This is a genomic window from Pseudomonas morbosilactucae, assembly GCF_023241715.1.
GTDB lineage: Bacteria > Pseudomonadota > Gammaproteobacteria > Pseudomonadales > Pseudomonadaceae > Aquipseudomonas > Aquipseudomonas morbosilactucae.
Genome location: NZ_JALQCW010000005.1, coordinates 40,072 through 56,785, shown reverse-complemented (window position 1 = coordinate 56,785; position 16,714 = coordinate 40,072). Strand labels below are relative to the sequence as shown.

Here is a 16,714-nt window from a genome sequence, read left to right as displayed (position 1 = left end):
AAGATTCGGCGCACAGCATACGGGGAGACTAAGGCTTGCGAAACAACTCGCGACTGACCAGGGGCCGACCGCCCAAGTGCACCGCCAGGGCCTGGCGCATCAGGCGCTTGGCCGCCGACAGGGCACCAGCGGCGCTCCAGTCGGCTTCAGCCATGGCCAGCAGCTCGGTGCCGTTGAACAACCCCGGTTGCAACAGGTAGACCCGCTCCAGTCCGGCATCCACTTGCAGGCGATACAGGCCGTCGGCCGCAATGGCCTCACCATGAATGTCCGCGTCCAGGGCAAAGCCGTAGCCCAGATCATCCAACAGCCGCCACTCGAATGAACGCAACAAGGGTTCCAGGGGGCGCCCTTCAGCCAGGGCCAGCAAGGTCGCGGCGTAATGGTCAAAGACCGCAGGGTGGGGATCTTCCGCCGGGAGCAGGCGAATCAGCAGCTCATTGAGGTACAGGCCACTGAACAGGGCCTCGCCATTGAGCCAGGTGGACACCCCGGCACTTTCCATGCGCCCGACATTCTTCAGCTCGCCACGCCCGCGAAATTCCACTTCCAGAGGCACGAAGGGCCGCGCCAGGGTTCCGGCCTTGCCCCGGGCACTGCGCAGTACTGCGCGCAGGCGACCTTGGGGCGTGAGGAAATCCACCAGGGCGCTGTTCTCGCGGTAGGCGCGGCTGTGCAACACATAAGCGGGCTGGCCGAGAGGGGCGTTGCTGGACATGGCTGGCAGAGGATCTCAGGGTTGATCCGGGAGGGCAGGCTCGGTTGGAGAACCTGGATCGCCGGCAAGCCGACTCCTACAGGGGGTAGGTGCCGGTTGCCGATGAGGGCTTTAGAGGTCGCCGTAGCCCAGGGAACGCAGGGCGCGTTCGTCGTCGGACCAGCCGCCTTTGACCTTGACCCAGAGGTTGAGCATGACCTTGGAGTCGAACAGCAACTCCATGTCTTTGCGCGCCTCGGTACCGATGCGCTTGATGCGCTCACCCTTGTCACCAATGATGATTTTCTTCTGGCCATCACGCTCGACCAGGATCAGGGCGTGGATGTGCAAGGTTTTGCCCTGCTGCTTGAACTCTTCGATTTCCACGGTGATCTGGTACGGCAGCTCAGCACCCAACTGGCGCATGATCTTCTCGCGCACCAGTTCTGCGGCGAGGAAACGACTGCTGCGGTCGGTGATCTGGTCTTCTGGGAAGAAGTGATCGTTTTCCGGCAGGTGCTGGGCGATCAGGCCTTCCAGGGCATCAAGGTTGTGTCCGTGCTGAGCGGAGATCGGCACGATCTGCGCATTCGGCAACTGCTCCTGCAACCAGCTCAGGTGCGGCATCAGCTCGGCTTTGTCTTCGATGCGGTCGGTCTTGTTCAGCGCGACGATCAGTGGGCCAGTCACGTACTGCACGCGCTCGAGAACCATCTGGTCTTCGTCGGTCCACTTGGTGCGATCCACCACGAAGATCACCACATCGACGTCTTTCAACGCCGCCGAAGCGGTCTTGTTCATGTAGCGGTTCAGGGCTTTCTCGCCGCCTTTGTGCATGCCCGGGGTGTCGACGTAGACCGCTTGCACGCTGCCTTCGGTCTTGATGCCCAGCATGTTGTGGCGGGTGGTCTGCGGCTTGCGCGAGGTGATCGCCAGCTTCTGGCCGAGAATGTGGTTCAGCAACGTCGACTTGCCCACGTTCGGGCGGCCAACGATGGCGACATAGCCACAGCGTGTTGCAGTTGAATCAGTCATGGCCATTCTCCACGCCCAGGGCAATCAGTGCTGCAGCGGCCGCTACCTGTTCGGCAATACGACGACTCACACCCTGACCTCGGCTTTTTTCGTTCAGTAAGGTGATCTCGCATTCGACGAAGAACGTCCGGCAATGCGGCTCACCCTGGATATCCACCACTTCGTAACGCGGTAGCTCACAGGCCCGGGACTGCAGGAATTCCTGCAGGCGGGTTTTCGGATCCTTGTTGGTATCGACCAGGGTCAGGCTCTCGAACTCGGACGTCAGCCAGGACAGCACGCGATCGCGGGCGGTCTCCATGCCAGCATCCAGATAGATCGCACCGATCAAGGCTTCCAGGGCATCGGCGAGGATCGACTCACGGCGGAAACCGCCACTCTTCAACTCACCAGACCCCAGGCGCAGGTATTCACCCAAATCGAAACCACGGGCCAGCACCGCCAGTGTTTCACCTTTCACCAGGCGCGCGCGCAAACGCGACAACTGGCCTTCGCGAGCCTGGGGGAAACGCTCGAACAGCGCTTCGCCGGCGACGAAGTTGAGAATGGCATCACCGAGGAATTCCAGGCGTTCGTTGTTACGCCCGGCAAAACTGCGGTGCGTAAGGGCCAGGACCATCAGTTCCTGATCCTTGAAGGTATAGCCGAGCTGACGCTCGAGACGGCTTAAAGAAACGCTCACGGTTTACCCATATCTGATTGGTGGCACCGGCGGCCATCGACGACTGACGCTGTGTTCAAATTTACATCCTGGCTACTGTTACAAGCTTGTGCGTAGTGCACAGGGCCGGACGAATTGTCCGAGCCCTAGAAAAGCATTCGGCGCTGTGTTCACAGCGCCGCTTGTCTTACTTGATCAACCCGACCCGCGAGAAACTCGGCAGGTGGCTGAACTTGGGTTCCGGCCAACTCATCCAGACCGCAAAGGCCTTGCCGACGATATTTTCGTCGGGGACCATGCCCTGCATTTCCTTGGGAATGCTGGCATCGTTCCAGTAACGGCTGTCGTTCGAGTTGTCGCGGTTATCGCCCATCATGAAGTAGTGACCGGCGGGAACGGTCCACTGGCCGCCCTGCATCGAGCGATTAATGGCCTTGTGGACCATGTGCTCGGAGTCGCCGACCTGCTCCTTGTACACCGCTACGTCACCCAACTGCGGGTCGTAGACGGTGCCGATCATCTGATCGGTGATCAACTGCCCGTTGACATACAGGTGCTTGTCATTGGTATAGCGCACGACATCGCCCGGCAGGCCAATCACACGCTTGATGTAATTGACGCTCGGATCAGCCGGATAGCGGAACACCATCACGTCGCCGCGCTGCGGGTTACCGATCTCGATGACTTTCTTGTCTATCACCGGCAAGCGGATCCCGTAAGAAAACTTGTTCACCAGGATGAAGTCGCCAACGTCCAGGGTGGGCTTCATCGATCCCGAAGGAATCTGAAACGGCTCCACCAGGAACGAACGCAGCACCAGCACCAGAAACAACACCGGAAAGAACGACTTGCCGTACTCAACCAGCAGCGGCTCTTTGTTCAGCTTCTCGACCACCACGACATCAGGCTGGCTGACGCTGTCCTGATAGGACGCGATGGCCGTCCGCCGACGCGGGGCGAAGAACACCAGATCGAGCAACGCCAGAAGACCGCAAACGGCGACAGCGATAACCAGCAACAGCGGGAAATTTAGTGACATAGGACCTAACTATCCAACCTGAGCACGGCAAGGAAGGCTTCTTGTGGAATTTCCACGTTGCCCACTTGCTTCATGCGTTTCTTACCGGCCTTCTGCTTCTCCAACAGCTTGCGCTTACGGCTAACGTCACCACCGTAGCATTTGGCCAGTACGTTCTTTCTGAGGGCCTTGACCGTTGTCCGCGCCACAATCTGCCCGCCAATGGCGGCCTGGATTGCCACGTCAAACATCTGCCGAGGAATCAGTTCTTTCATCTTTTCGGTCAACGCACGCCCTTTGTAGTGGGCGTTGTCACGGTGCACGATCAACGCCAGCGCATCGACTTTCTCACCGTTGATCAGCACATCCAGCTTGACCAGATTAGCCGACTGATAACGATCGAAATGGTAATCCAGCGAAGCATAGCCACGGCTGGTGGATTTCAGTCGGTCGAAGAAGTCCAGCACCACTTCGTTCATCGGCAAGTCGTAGGTCACTTGGACCTGAGTGCCGAGGAACAACATGTCGTGCTGCACGCCACGCTTCTCGATGCACAGGGTTATGACGTTACCCAGGTGCTCTTGCGGCACAAGAATGTTGGCCCGCACGATCGGCTCGCGCATGTCTTCAATGGCCGACAGGTCTGGAAGCTTGGACGGGTTGTCGACGTAAATCGTTTCACCGTTCTTCAGCAGCAGCTCGAAAATAACCGTCGGCGCGGTGGTGATCAGGTCCAGGTCGTATTCGCGCTCCAGGCGCTCCTGGATGATCTCCATGTGCAGCATGCCGAGGAAGCCGCAGCGGAAGCCGAAGCCCAGGGCGTCGGAACTTTCCGGGGTGTACTGCAGCGACGAGTCGTTCAGGGTGAGCTTTTGCAGGGCTTCACGGAAGTCTTCGAAGTCGTCGGAGCTGACCGGGAACAGGCCGGCGTAAACCTGCGGCTGGATACGTTTGAAGCCAGGCAGCACTTCCACGTCCGGCGTCGAGCTCAGGGTCAGGGTATCGCCCACTGGCGCACCGTGAATGTCCTTGATGCCAGCAATGATGAAGCCCACTTCACCGGCCTTGAGGTCAACGGTGGCGGTGTGCTTCGGGTTGAACACACCGACGCTGTCCACCAAGTGGATCTTGCCGGTGGATTTGACCAGGATCTTGTCGCCTTTCTTCACCCGACCGTGGCGTACACGTACCAGGGAGACAACGCCCAGGTAGTTGTCGAACCAGGAGTCGATGATCAGCGCTTGCAACGGGTCTTCGATATTGCCGGTAGGCGCCGGAATGGTGGTCACCAGACGCTCGAGCACCTCGTCCACGCCCAAGCCGGTCTTGGCGCTGCAGGTCACGGCGTCGGTCGCATCGATGCCGATGATCTTCTCGATCTCTTCCTTGACCCGCTCCGGATCGGCCTGTGGCAGGTCGATCTTGTTCAGGACGGGCATCACCTCGAGGCCTTGCTCGATAGCGGTGTAGCAGTTGGCAACCGACTGAGCTTCAACGCCCTGGCCGGCATCGACCACCAGCAATGCACCTTCACAGGCCGCCAGGGAACGGCTGACTTCATAAGTGAAGTCAACGTGGCCCGGGGTATCAATGAAGTTCAGCTGGTAGTTCACACCGTCTTTGGCTTTGTAATAGAGGGTGACGCTGTGGGCCTTGATGGTGATCCCGCGTTCACGCTCGAGATCCATGGAGTCCAGAACCTGGGCTTCCATTTCACGCTCGGCCAGGCCGCCGCACATCTGGATAAAGCGATCGGCCAGAGTCGACTTGCCATGGTCAATGTGGGCGATGATGGAGAAATTGCGGATATGACTCAAATCACTCACGGATGAACACTCAAAAAGGCTGCAGGCAAGGCCCGCCGAAAAATAGCCGGGAATTGTACCTGATACTCGGCGCAAGCGTCACGTTCGCCTGTCAGCGGTTGTCAAATGCAAAACGCCCCGGTCTGGCGACCGGGGCGTTGGCGTTACAGCAGGCGGCGGGCGCCGCGATCAACCGGCCCGGCGTAGCAGCCAGAAGCCCGCCACAGCGCAAATCCCCGCCGGCACCAGCACCGCGAACAACGGCGAAAAGCCGAAGACCAGGCTCGACGGCCCCAGCAGGTCCTGAGCGATGCGGAAGGTGAAGCCCACCAGCACACCGGTGAACACCCGTTGCCCCAGGGTCACCGAGCGCAGCGGCCCAAAGATGAAGGAAATCGCCATCAGCACCAGCGCGGCGGTCACCAGCGGCTGCAACACCTTGACCCAGAACGCCAGCCAATAACGACCGTTGTTCAGGCCCTGGTCGGCCAGGTAATGGATGTAGCCCCACAAGCCGCTGATCGACAACGACTCCGGCGCCATCACCACCGTGCTGAGCAATTGCGGGCTCAAGGCCACGTCCCAACGCTCTTCAGGCACCTTGATGACTTCGGTATGCCCTTCACGGAAGTAAGTGGTGGTGACATCCGTCAGCTGCCAGTAATCCTTCTCGTAACGGGCCTGCCGGGCAAAACTCGACGACAGCATGTGCCGCTGGTCATCGAAGTGGTAACGGGTCACGCCATACAACAGGCCGCTGGGTTGCACGGCGTTGATGTGAATGAACTCTTCGCCCTGGCGGTGCCACAGGCCATGCTTGGAGCTTTGCGCATCGCCGGAGCCCTGGGCCAGGGCACGATTGGCCTGGGCCTGGCTTTCAGTGGCAGGCGCCACGTATTCGCCAATCAGGATCCCCGCCAGCATCAGCACCAGCATCGGCTTCATCACCGCCCAGACGATGCGTCCGACGGACACCCCGGCGGCGCGCATGATGGTCAGCTCACTGTTGCTGGCCAGGCTGCCCAGGCCGATCAGGCAGCCGATCAGCCCTGCCATCGGTAGCATCTCGTAAAGACGCCGAGGCGCGGTCAGCAACACGTACCCCAGCACGTCCATCACGGTGTAGCTGTCGCTGACGCTGCCCATTTCATCGATAAAGGCAAACAGCGAGGCCAGCCCGAGAATGATCCCCAGGACGGCCAGGATAGCCAGCAGCACACTGCTGCCGATGTAACGATCGAGCTTAACCACGGGCCATCTCCTTCTCGCCACGGCGACCGGCCAGTTTCAAGCGCAACGGCTCCCAGTACATCAGCCCCAGGCCGATCAGCAAGAACAGCAAGTGCACCCACCACAGCCCCAGGGACGGCGACAACTTGCCCTTTTCCAGGGCGCCACGGGCGGCAATCAGGATGGTCAGGTAAGCCATATAAAGAAGAATCGCCGGAATCAGCTTGAGGAAACGTCCCTGGCGCGGGTTGACCCGGGACAGGGGCACCGCCATCAGGGTCACGATGAACACCAGCAGCGGCAGGGAGAAACGCCACTGCAACTCGGCATGGGCGCGCACATCACTCTTGCTCAGCAAGTCACGGGTGGACATGGCGTCACGGTCGGTCACTTCGTCGCTCACGTCCGGCTTGGCCAGCAGCACGCCATAGGTGTCGTACTGGATCACCCGGTAGTCAGCCTCGCCCGGGTTACCGTCATAGCGATAACCGTTTTCCAGGATCAGGTAGCGACTGCCGTCGGGACGGATGTCCTGGTGGCCCTTCTCGGCCACCAGCACAGAGATGCCCTCGTCCTTTTTCTGCTGGCTCAGGCGCTTCTCGGAAATGAACACACCGCCCAGGCGGGCACGGTCTTCGGACAACTGCTCGGTGTAGGTGACCCGAGTGCCGTCGTTCAGGGCCTGGAAGCGCCCCGGCACCAGGGTATCGAATTCGGTCAGGGCGTCTTGCTTGTTCAGCAGCAACTGGAACTGGTTGGCTCCTTGGGGCGCCAGGCCCAGGCTCAACCAGGCCACCAGCAGGGCCACCAGGGTGGCCGGAATCATAGTGATGCCTAACAGGCGTTGCTGGCTCATACCGGTGGCCGAAAGCACGGTCATCTCGCTTTCGAGATAGAGCCGGCCATAGGCCAGGAGGATGCCGAGGAACAGGCCCAGCGGCAGGATCAGTTGCAGAAAACCCGGCAGGCGAAAGCCCATGATCAGGAACAGCGAACCGGGGTCCAGTGCGCCGGAAGCCGCTTGCGCCAGGTACTTGACGAAACGACCGCTCATGATGATGACCAGCAGCACCGCGCTCACGGCACTCAGGGTCAGCAGGACTTCGCGGGATAGATAACGAAAGACGATCAAACCAGACACTCCAGGGTTGTCAGGCTAAGGCGGCCAAACAAGCAAACGTATCGAGCCGGCCCAGGACGCTGAGCCGCCGAAAAAAGATGGCGCATTATCCTGTGATTGCATGCGCCTGTCACTGCGCTTGCTCAGGCAGGGCTCTAAAGCACCGCACGAGGGTTGTCAGCCTTGGGCGGCGAGGTTCAAACTGGCGGCTTTGTCGTCGGTGCCTGGCGACCTCTTCTTCTATATAGACATAGACAATTTCGGCGCAGGGCCTTGGAGCCCGCGCTCTTTGACCACTGACTCAGGGACCCGACATGGAACTGGTTGTAAAAAGCGTTAGCCCGCAAACCTTGAAAACCGCCACCCTGGTCGTCGCCGTCGGCGAAGGCCGCAAGCTTGGCAGTGTCGCCCAACAACTCGACGAACTGAGCGGCGGCGCCATCAGCGCAGTGCTCAAGCGCGGCGACCTGGCCGGCAAGGTCGGTCAGAGCCTGCTGCTGCACACTGTCGCCAACCTCAAGGCCGAACGCGTGCTGCTGGTGGGCATCGGCAAAGACGCCGAACTGGGCGATCGCCGTTCCGCAAGATCATCAGCTCGGTACTCAACACCCTTAAAGGTCTGGGCGGCAGCGACGCTGCATTGGCCCTGGACGAAGTCGTGGTCAAAGGCCGCGACAGCTACGGCAAAACCCGCCTGCTGGCGGAAACCCTGGTGGACGGCCAATACAGTTTCGACCAATTCAAGAGCCAGAAAGCCGAACCCCGGGCCTTGAAGAAAATCACCCTGCTGACCATCAAGGCCGCCCAGGCTGAAGTCGAGCGCGCCGTGACCCACGCCACCGCCATCGCCCATGGCATGGCCTTCACCCGCGACCTGGGCAACCTGCCACCAAACATCTGCCACCCGACGTTCCTTGGCGAACAGGCCAAGGCCCTGGGCAAGGAGTTCAAAGGCCTGAAGGTTGAGGTCTTCGACGAGAAGAAAATCAAAGAACTGGGCATGGGCTCGTTCTACGCCGTGGGCCAGGGCAGCGACCAGCCACCACGTCTGATCGTCATGCAATACAACGGCGGCAAGAAATCCGAGAAGCCCTTCGCTCTGGTCGGCAAAGGCATCACCTTCGACACCGGCGGCATCAGCCTCAAGCCGGGCGCCGGCATGGATGAAATGAAGTACGACATGGGCGGCGCGGCCAGCGTCTTCGGGACCCTGCGCGCAGTGCTCGAACTCAAGCTGCCGATCAACCTGGTGTGCATCCTGGCCTGCGCCGAGAACATGCCCAGCGGTGGCGCGGCCCGCCCTGGCGACATTGTCACCACCATGAGCGGCCAGACCGTGGAAATCCTCAACACCGACGCCGAAGGCCGCCTGGTGCTGTGCGACGCCCTGACCTACGCCGAGCGCTTCAAGCCTCAATCTGTGATCGACATCGCCACCCTGACCGGCGCCTGCATCGTTGCCCTGGGCTCCCACACCTCGGGCCTGCTGGGCAACAACGACGAGCTGATCGGCCAACTGCTGAGCGCCGGCCAACAGGCTGACGACCGCGCCTGGCAACTGCCGCTGTTCGACGAGTACCAGGAGCAACTGGACAGCCCGTTCGCCGACATCGCCAACATCGGCGGGCCTAAAGCCGGCACCATCACCGCCGCCTGCTTCCTGTCGCGCTTCGCCAAGCAATTCAACTGGGCGCACCTGGACATCGCCGGCACCGCCTGGACCAGCGGCGGCAAGGACAAAGGCGCCACCGGCCGCCCAGTTCCCTTGCTGACCCAGTACCTGCTGGACCGTGCCAAAGCCTGAAAACCATGACCTCGAAGGGCGCTGTCGATCGGCGGCGCTTTTCCAGGCTCAGGAACCGCAATGACCAAAGTCGACTTCTATATCCTGCCCAGCGCGGATCCTTCAGCGCGCCTGGATTTCGCCTGCAAGCTCACTGAAAAAGCCTGGCGCATGGGCCACCGCATCTACCTGCATTGCAGCGATGCCGAGCAACGCGACGACCTGGACGCCCGTCTGTGGCGCTTCAAGGGTGAAACCTTCGTGCCCCACGGCCCAGCGGAAAGCGAGCCCGACAGCCTGATCGTCCTGGGGCTGAGTGAAGACCCAGGCACGCACAACGACCTGCTGGTGAACCTGGACTTGAAAGTGCCGGCCTTTGCCGGACGTTTCGCCCGGATTGCCGAGGTGGTGGTGGAAGATCCGACTATTCGTCAGGCCGCCCGCGAGAGTTTCCGTTTCTACCGCGAACAGGGCTATCCTCTGCAAGATCACCGTTTACAGCGACTCTGAGCACCCGATGGACACTTCCAATCCGCTGCAAAAGTCCGCGCACCTGCTGGATGACCTCGAGTCGATCCGCCAACTGCTCGGCGATGACAACCTGCAACCGCCACTGCTGACCGAGACCGTCAGCGGCGATGTGCAAATCCCCCTGCTGTTCGACCTGGTCGGCGACAAGCAACCGGTCGCCGCCGCTGAAACCCCAGAACCTTCCCCCGCCCCGGTTCAGCCTCTCGCAGCCAGCCCTGCCCCCGCTCCCACTCCGGCTCCCGCCGCCGCGCCAGCACCGGCCGTCGTCAACAAAGGGCCCGACGCCCTGCTGCACCTGGACAGCGAACTGCGCGCCGCCGCGCAATTGATCATGCAAGACGTGATCGACGACTTCGCCCCCCATATCGAAACCGAAATCAAGCGTCGCCTTGAAGCCAGGATGGAACGGTTGCTCGCCGCAGCGACCAGTCACAAGTCCTGAGCCACCGTCGCCAGCCGCACGAAAAGCCGAGGCGCAGCGCGCCTTTTGCCGCTGATGGCTGGTAGCTTGCGGCTGGGCGGGTCCGCTATACTTCCCGGCTTTTCCTGAATAAATGCCAATAGGGTCCCGCCGCGCATGGATAAGACCTACCAGCCGCACGCCATTGAAACTTCCTGGTACCAAACCTGGGAGTCCGAGAATTACTTCGCCCCGCAAGGCGCGGGCGACTCTTACACCATCATGATTCCGCCACCGAACGTCACTGGCAGCCTGCACATGGGCCATGGCTTCAACAACGCAATCATGGATGCCTTGATCCGCTTCCGCCGCATGCAGGGTCGCAACACCCTGTGGCAACCGGGCACCGACCACGCCGGTATCGCCACGCAAATGCTGGTGGAGCGTCAGATCGAAGCCCAGGGCCAGAATCGCCATGATTTGGGCCGGGAAAAATTCCTCGAAAAAGTCTGGGAATGGAAGGATCAGTCCGGCGGCAACATCAGCCGCCAGATCCGCCGCCTGGGCTCCTCCGTGGACTGGAGCCGCGAGCGCTTCACCATGGACGACGGCCTCTCGGAAGCCGTGAAAGAAGCCTTTGTCCGCCTGCATGAAGATGGCCTGATCTACCGCGGCAAGCGCCTGGTCAACTGGGACACCAAGCTGCACACGGCGATCTCCGACCTGGAAGTGGAAAACCACGACGAGAAAGGCTTCCTGTGGAACCTGCGCTACCCGCTGGCCGACGGCGCCAAGACCGCTGAAGGTCTGGATTACCTGGTCGTGGCCACCACTCGCCCGGAAACCATGCTCGGCGACTCCGCTGTCGCGGTGAACCCCGAGGACGAACGCTACAAAGCCCTGATCGGCCAGTTTGTCGAGCTGCCCCTGGTGGGCCGCCGCATCCCGATCATCGCCGACGACTACTGCGACCCTGAATTCGGCACCGGCTGCGTGAAAATCACCCCGGCCCACGATTTCAACGACTACGAAGTCGGCAAGCGCCACAATCTGCCGCTGCTGAATATCTTCGACAAGAACGCGGCCGTGCTGCCGGCCTGCCAGGTGTTCAACCTGGACGGCACCTTGAACGAAAGCATCGACGGCAAGATCCCGGCCGAATACGCCGGCCTTGACCGTTTTGAAGCGCGCAAGCAGATCGTGGCCGCCTTCGACGCCCTGGGCCTGCTGGTCAGCGTCGACGACCACGCGTTGAAAGTGCCGAAGGGCGACCGCTCCGGCACCGTTATCGAGCCGTGGCTCACCGACCAGTGGTACGTCTCCACCAAGCCGCTGGCAGAACCTGCCATTGCCGCCGTGGAAGACGGCCGTATCGCTTTCGTACCCAAGCAGTACGAGAACATGTACTTCTCCTGGATGCGCGACATCCAGGACTGGTGCATCAGCCGCCAGCTGTGGTGGGGCCACCGCATCCCGGCCTGGTACGACGAGTCGGGCAAGGTCTATGTCGGCCGCGACGAAGCCGAAGTCCGCGCCAAGCACAACCTCGGTCCGGACGTTGCCCTGCAACAGGACAACGACGTGCTCGACACATGGTTCAGTTCGGGCCTGTGGACCTTCTCCACCCTGGGCTGGCCAGAGCAGACCGACTTCCTCAAGACCTTCCACCCGACCGATGTGCTGGTGACCGGTTTCGACATCATTTTCTTCTGGGTTGCCCGGATGATCATGCTCACCATGCATTTGGTGAAAAACGAAGACGGCACCCCGCAAGTCCCGTTCAAGACTGTGTACGTGCACGGCCTGGTTCGCGACGGCCAGGGCCAGAAGATGTCCAAGTCCAAGGGCAACGTGCTTGACCCGCTGGACATCATCGACGGCATCGAACTCGAAGCCCTGGTGCAGAAGCGCACCACCGGTCTGATGCAGCCCAAGCTAGAGAAGCCCATCGAGAAGCAGACCCGCGCCGAATTCCCCGACGGCATCGCCAGCTACGGCACCGACGCCCTGCGCTTCACCTTCTGCTCCCTGGCGTCCACCGGTCGCGACATCAAGTTCGACATGGGCCGCGTCGAAGGCTATCGCAACTTCTGCAACAAGATCTGGAACGCCGCGCGCTACGTGCTGGACAAGGGTGAAGACTGCGGTCAGAACGGCGAGGCCTACGAGCTGTCCCTGGCTGATCGCTGGATCATCTCCCAACTGCAGCGCACCGAAGCCGAAGTGACCCGCCAGCTCGACCAGTTCCGTTTCGACCTGGCCGCCCAGGTGCTGTACGAGTTCATCTGGAACCAGTACTGCGACTGGTACCTGGAGCTGTCCAAGCCCGTGCTGTGGGACGAGAACGCGCCGGTTGAACGCCAGCGCGGCACCCGTCGCACCCTGGTGCGCGTGCTGGAAGTGGCCCTGCGCCTGGCGCATCCGTTCATGCCGTTCATCACCGAAGAAATCTGGCAGCGCCTGGCGCCGCTGGCCGGTGCCGAAGGCAAGACCATCATGCTGCAGCCATGGCCGGTAGCCGTTGAGGCCCGCATCGATGCGGCCGCCGAAGACGACATCGAATGGCTCAAGGGCGTGATGCTGGGCACTCGGAGCATTCGTGCGGAAATGAACATCGGCCCGGGCAAGCCCCTGGCCCTGTTCCTGAAGAACGTCAACGCCGAAGACCAGCGTCGCCTCGACGAGAACCTGCCACTGCTGAAGAAGCTGGCCAAGCTCGAATCCATCACCGTGCTGGCGGCAGGCGAAGAAGCTCCGCTGTCCGCGACTGCCCTGGTCGGTGAAATGGAAGTGCTGGTGCCAATGGCCGGCCTGATCGACAAAGGTGCCGAACTGGCGCGCCTGGACAAGGAAATCCAGCGCCTGCAAGGTGAAGTGCAACGGGTCGGCGGCAAGCTGTCCAATGCCTCCTTCGTCGACAAGGCTCCGGCCGAAGTCATCGACAAAGAGCGCGCCAAACTGGCCGAGGCCGAACAGGCCCTGAGCAAGCTGGCGGAGCAACACGCACGGATTTCTAGCCTGTAAGGCTGAACACCGTGATGTAAAAAAGGGAGGCCCGCGAGGGTCTCCCTTTTTTATGGCAAAAAAACCATCAAAACACCCGATCCGGCAGCCCGGATCATCACTTGTCGCTTGTAGCTTGAAACTTACCGCCACTCCTGTGTGACAATGCCCGCCACTTTGAACCACCCCCGAATCGATCCCCCATGACCGCCCCCAGCACACCCAAAGCACCGCGCAAGAAGCCAAAACCCGCCACCACGGCCAAGACCGTGGTTCCTCGGAAAGAGGCCAGCCTGCACCCGCGTAACCGCCACCAGGGCCGTTACGACTTCCCGGCGCTGATCAAAACCACGCCAGAACTGGCCCAGTTCGTGATCCTCAACCCGTACGGCAAGGAAAGCATCGACTTTGCCAGCCCCGACGCAGTGCGGGTGTTCAACCGGGCGTTGCTCAAGGCCTTCTACGGCATCAATCACTGGGACATCCCGGCTGATTATCTGTGCCCACCGGTGCCAGGGCGTGCCGACTATGTGCATTTCCTCGCCGACCTGCTGGCCAGCGTCAACGAGGGCTTGATCCCTCGCGGCGCGCCGGTCAAGGTGCTGGACATCGGCATGGGCGCCAACTGCGTCTACCCGTTGATCGGCTACAGCGAATACCGCTGGCACTTCCTCGGGTCGGAAGTCGACCCGATTGCCGTGGCCTCCGCCAAGGCGATCGTGCAGTCCAACGGACTGAACAAGGCAATCCAGCTGCGCCAGCAAAGTAACCCCAAGCAGATCCTGCTGGGGCTGCTGGAGCCAGGCGAGCGCTTTGACCTGACCATGTGCAACCCGCCGTTCCATGCCTCCATGGATGAGGCGACCAAGGGCAGCGAGCGTAAATGGCGCGCACTGGGCAAGGCCGACCCCAAACGCAAGTTGCCGGTACTGAACTTCGGTGGCCAATCGGCGGAACTGTGGTGTGAAGGCGGCGAAGCGCGCTTTGTGACACAACTGATCGCTGAAAGCGCGCATTTCCAGCACAAAGTACTGTGGTTCAGCACGCTGGTGTCGAAAGCTTCGAACCTGCCAGCCATTCAAACCGCGCTGAAAAAAGCCGGTGCCCTGGAAAGCCAGGTCGTGGAAATGTCCCAGGGGCAGAAGCAGAGCCGCTTTGTCGCCTGGACCTTCAAGGACAAGGCACAGCAACAGGCCTGGCGCCAGGAACGCTGGGCGCAGAAGGACTAGTACGAAGAACAGCGAAGAGGGACATTCACGAGGGATGAAGCGGCGATTTACCTTGCGTAAATCGTTGCGCCCTTGAGCGGGCAAACCGTGTCAGGAAGGCTCCGTGACACGGTTCTACTGCAAGTCTTACTTGTTAACAGCGTCGGTCAGGCCTTTAGCCACAACCAGCTTGATAACTTTCTTGGCAGCGATTTCGATGGCAGCGCCAGTCGAAGGGTTACGGCCAGTACGGGCAGGACGCTCGGTCACTTTCAGCTTGCCGATACCTGGCAGAGTGATTTCGCCGCCATTTTCCAATTGATCAGCAACGATCTGAGCCAGTTGGTCCAGAGCGTTACGCGCGGTGGTTTTCGGCGCGTCGATAGCTTCAGCGATATCAGCGATCAGTTGGTCTTTAGTAATAGCCATTGTGGTGTTCCTTCCCTATCAAATTCATTTGGATTGCAGAGTGCAGTGTCAGCCATCGAGCCAGATCTTTTGGGTCTGGCACCCCGGTCACAACCACGACAGATCGGGGTTATAGATACCGAAATCAGGGTTTGGTTCGACCCGACAAATGCTGAATGCACGCTTAACGCTGAGACATCGCGTAAGACGGGGCAAAACTAGCACAGAGACGGGGAAATATCCGCCTCTACCTAGCCATTTGGTCAGCTTTATTGCTCTAAATCGGTAAAAAAATGCATAAGGCCGACCGGAGACCCGCCGATGGCCTGGCAAACCACGCCAAAACCAATGGGTGCGGTACACTGCGCACTTTTTCGGGGAGCGCGCCCTCCCCCATTCAACCAGCCGAGAAGCCCATGCCGATCCGTCATTGCATCGTCCACCTGATCGACAAAAAACCCGACGGCACACCTGCAGTTCTTCATGCACGAGACTCCGAACTGGCTGAGTCCGCCGCGATCGAGAACATGCTCGCCGACCTCAACGAGAGCTACAACGCCAAGCAAGGCAAAGCCTGGGGCCTGTTCCACCCCGAGTCCGGTGCCTTTCCTTTCAGCGGCTGGCTGAAGGACTACCTCGACGGCGGCCAGGACTTCACCGCGTTCAGCCGGGTGGCGGTGGAACACCTGCAAAAGCTGATGGAAGAATCCAACCTCTCCACCGGTGGCCACGTGCTGTTCGCCCACTATCAGCAAGGCATGACCGACTACCTGGCCATCGCTCTGCTGCACCACAGCGAAGGCGTGGCGGTCACCGACGAGCTGGACGTGACCCCATCCCGGCACCTGGACCTGGGCCAGTTGCACCTGGCGGCGCGGATCAATATCTCCGAGTGGCGCAACAACCAGCAGTCCAAGCAGTACATCTCGTTTATCAAGGGCAAGAATGGCAAGAAAGTCTCGGAGTACTTCCGCGACTTTATCGGCTGCCAGGAAGGCGTCGACGGCCCCGGTGAAACCCGCACCCTGCTCAAGGCCTTCAGCGACTTCGTCGAGAGCGAGGACCTGCCGGAAGAATCGGCCCGGGAGAAAACCAAGACCCTGGTGGATTACGCCAGCAGCCAAGCCAAGCTCGGTGAACCCATGGGCCTGGAAGAGTTGTCGGAACTGATCGACGAGGACCGCCCCAAGGCCTTCTACGACCATATCCGTAACAAGGACTACGGCCTGTCCCCGGAGATTCCGGCGGACAAACGCACCCTCAACCAGTTCCGCCGTTTCACCGGCCGGGCCGAGGGCCTGTCCATCAGTTTCGAAGCGCACCTGCTGGGTTCGAAGATCGAATACGACGAAGAGGCCGGGACCTTGATTATCAAGGGCCTGCCGACCCAGTTGACCGACCAGCTCAAGCGTCGCAACTGATGCTCCAAGGCGTACTGAAGAAGTTCCTGCTGATCCTGTTACTGGTGGTGGTCTATCAGAACTGGGGCAAGATCGAGCGGGTCTTCAACCCGTCGGCGGTGGTATCCGAAGAGATTCGCGCCAAGGCCAAGGTGGTGCTCTACGCCACCGACTGGTGCGGCTACTGCAAGGCCACCCGGCGCTTTCTCGATCAGAAAGGCATCCCGTACCAGGAATTCGACATCGAGAAAGACGTCAATGCGCGCAAGGCCTACAGCGCATTGGGCGGCGCCGGGATTCCGATCCTCGATGTGAACGGCACCCTGCTCCGCACCTACGACCCCGACGCCATCATGGCTGCCTTGACCCCGTAGGGGCCGCCACTGAGCCTTGCGCTGGATTCAGCAACGGCATC

14 protein-coding genes and 1 pseudogene are annotated in these 16,714 nt (G+C 60.8%); 7 read left to right on the top strand and 8 right to left on the bottom strand.

Annotated elements, in window-relative coordinates:
• Window positions 1-28: 28 nt before the first annotated feature.
• The 7 genes from recO to lptF form a co-directional block, all read right to left on the bottom strand.
• Window positions 29-718: a DNA repair protein RecO gene (gene recO, locus M1B34_RS02800; RefSeq protein ID WP_123336883.1), complete on the bottom strand. Its 690-nt coding sequence runs from the start codon at window positions 716-718 to the stop codon at window positions 29-31.
• 111 nt (window positions 719-829) lie between these two features.
• Complete coding sequence (gene era, locus M1B34_RS02795) at window positions 830-1,732, bottom strand: GTPase Era (protein WP_123336885.1); 903 nt, start codon at window positions 1,730-1,732, stop codon at window positions 830-832.
• The gene (rnc, locus tag M1B34_RS02790) at window positions 1,725-2,414 is read right to left on the bottom strand and encodes a ribonuclease III (RefSeq protein ID WP_123336887.1); all 690 of its coding nucleotides are present in this window, start codon (window positions 2,412-2,414) and stop codon (window positions 1,725-1,727) included. Before rnc ends, era begins: the two co-directional genes overlap by 8 nt.
• A 166-nt stretch (window positions 2,415-2,580) precedes the next feature.
• Window positions 2,581-3,432, bottom strand: a complete 852-nt coding sequence (gene lepB / locus M1B34_RS02785; protein WP_268261439.1) for a signal peptidase I — start codon at window positions 3,430-3,432, stop codon at window positions 2,581-2,583.
• Window positions 3,433-3,437: 5 nt separating this feature from the next.
• A complete protein-coding gene (lepA, locus tag M1B34_RS02780) occupies window positions 3,438-5,237 on the bottom strand; it encodes a translation elongation factor 4 (RefSeq protein WP_123336891.1) in 1,800 nt (599 codons plus the stop codon).
• A gap of 168 nt (window positions 5,238-5,405) precedes the next feature.
• Entirely contained in the window at window positions 5,406-6,467 is a 1,062-nt protein-coding gene (lptG, locus tag M1B34_RS02775) for an LPS export ABC transporter permease LptG (protein ID WP_123336893.1), read from the bottom strand.
• Complete coding sequence (gene lptF, locus M1B34_RS02770) at window positions 6,460-7,578, bottom strand: LPS export ABC transporter permease LptF (protein WP_123336895.1); 1,119 nt, start codon at window positions 7,576-7,578, stop codon at window positions 6,460-6,462. The genes lptG and lptF overlap by 8 nt, the downstream gene beginning before the upstream one ends.
• 302 nt (window positions 7,579-7,880) lie before the next feature.
• Between lptF and M1B34_RS02765 the strand changes: the two are divergent.
• From M1B34_RS02765 to rlmF, 5 genes and pseudogenes are all read left to right on the top strand, one after another.
• A pseudogene (locus M1B34_RS02765) lies at window positions 7,881-9,370 on the top strand (leucyl aminopeptidase).
• 60 nt (window positions 9,371-9,430) lie between these two features.
• Window positions 9,431-9,859, top strand: coding sequence for a DNA polymerase III subunit chi (locus M1B34_RS02760; protein ID WP_123336898.1), 429 nt, complete (start codon window positions 9,431-9,433; stop codon window positions 9,857-9,859).
• Between the two features lie 7 nt (window positions 9,860-9,866).
• Window positions 9,867-10,322 carry a DNA polymerase III subunit chi gene (locus tag M1B34_RS02755; protein WP_268264399.1) on the top strand — a complete coding sequence of 152 codons (456 nt, stop codon included), beginning with the start codon at window positions 9,867-9,869 and terminating at the stop codon, window positions 10,320-10,322.
• Window positions 10,323-10,457: 135 nt separating this feature from the next.
• Window positions 10,458-13,304: a valine--tRNA ligase gene (locus tag M1B34_RS02750; RefSeq protein WP_268261441.1), complete on the top strand. Its 2,847-nt coding sequence runs from the start codon at window positions 10,458-10,460 to the stop codon at window positions 13,302-13,304.
• Between the two features lie 182 nt (window positions 13,305-13,486).
• On the top strand, window positions 13,487-14,512 hold the full coding sequence (gene rlmF, locus M1B34_RS02745; RefSeq protein ID WP_268264398.1) for a 23S rRNA (adenine(1618)-N(6))-methyltransferase RlmF: 1,026 nt from the start codon (window positions 13,487-13,489) through the stop codon (window positions 14,510-14,512).
• A gap of 126 nt (window positions 14,513-14,638) precedes the next feature.
• On the opposite strand, the gene M1B34_RS02740 is transcribed toward rlmF, so the two are convergent.
• Complete coding sequence (locus M1B34_RS02740; protein WP_003440137.1) at window positions 14,639-14,920, bottom strand: HU family DNA-binding protein; 282 nt, start codon at window positions 14,918-14,920, stop codon at window positions 14,639-14,641.
• 395 nt (window positions 14,921-15,315) lie between these two features.
• Here M1B34_RS02740 and yejK point away from each other — a divergent pair, with 395 nt between their 5' ends.
• Window positions 15,316-16,320 (top strand): nucleoid-associated protein YejK, encoded by a 1,005-nt coding sequence (gene yejK / locus M1B34_RS02735; RefSeq protein WP_123336905.1) that lies wholly within the window; start codon window positions 15,316-15,318, stop codon window positions 16,318-16,320.
• Window positions 16,320-16,673 carry a glutaredoxin family protein gene (locus tag M1B34_RS02730; RefSeq protein ID WP_268261442.1) on the top strand — a complete coding sequence of 118 codons (354 nt, stop codon included), beginning with the start codon at window positions 16,320-16,322 and terminating at the stop codon, window positions 16,671-16,673. Before yejK ends, M1B34_RS02730 begins: the two co-directional genes overlap by 1 nt.
• Window positions 16,674-16,714: the final 41 nt, after the last annotated feature.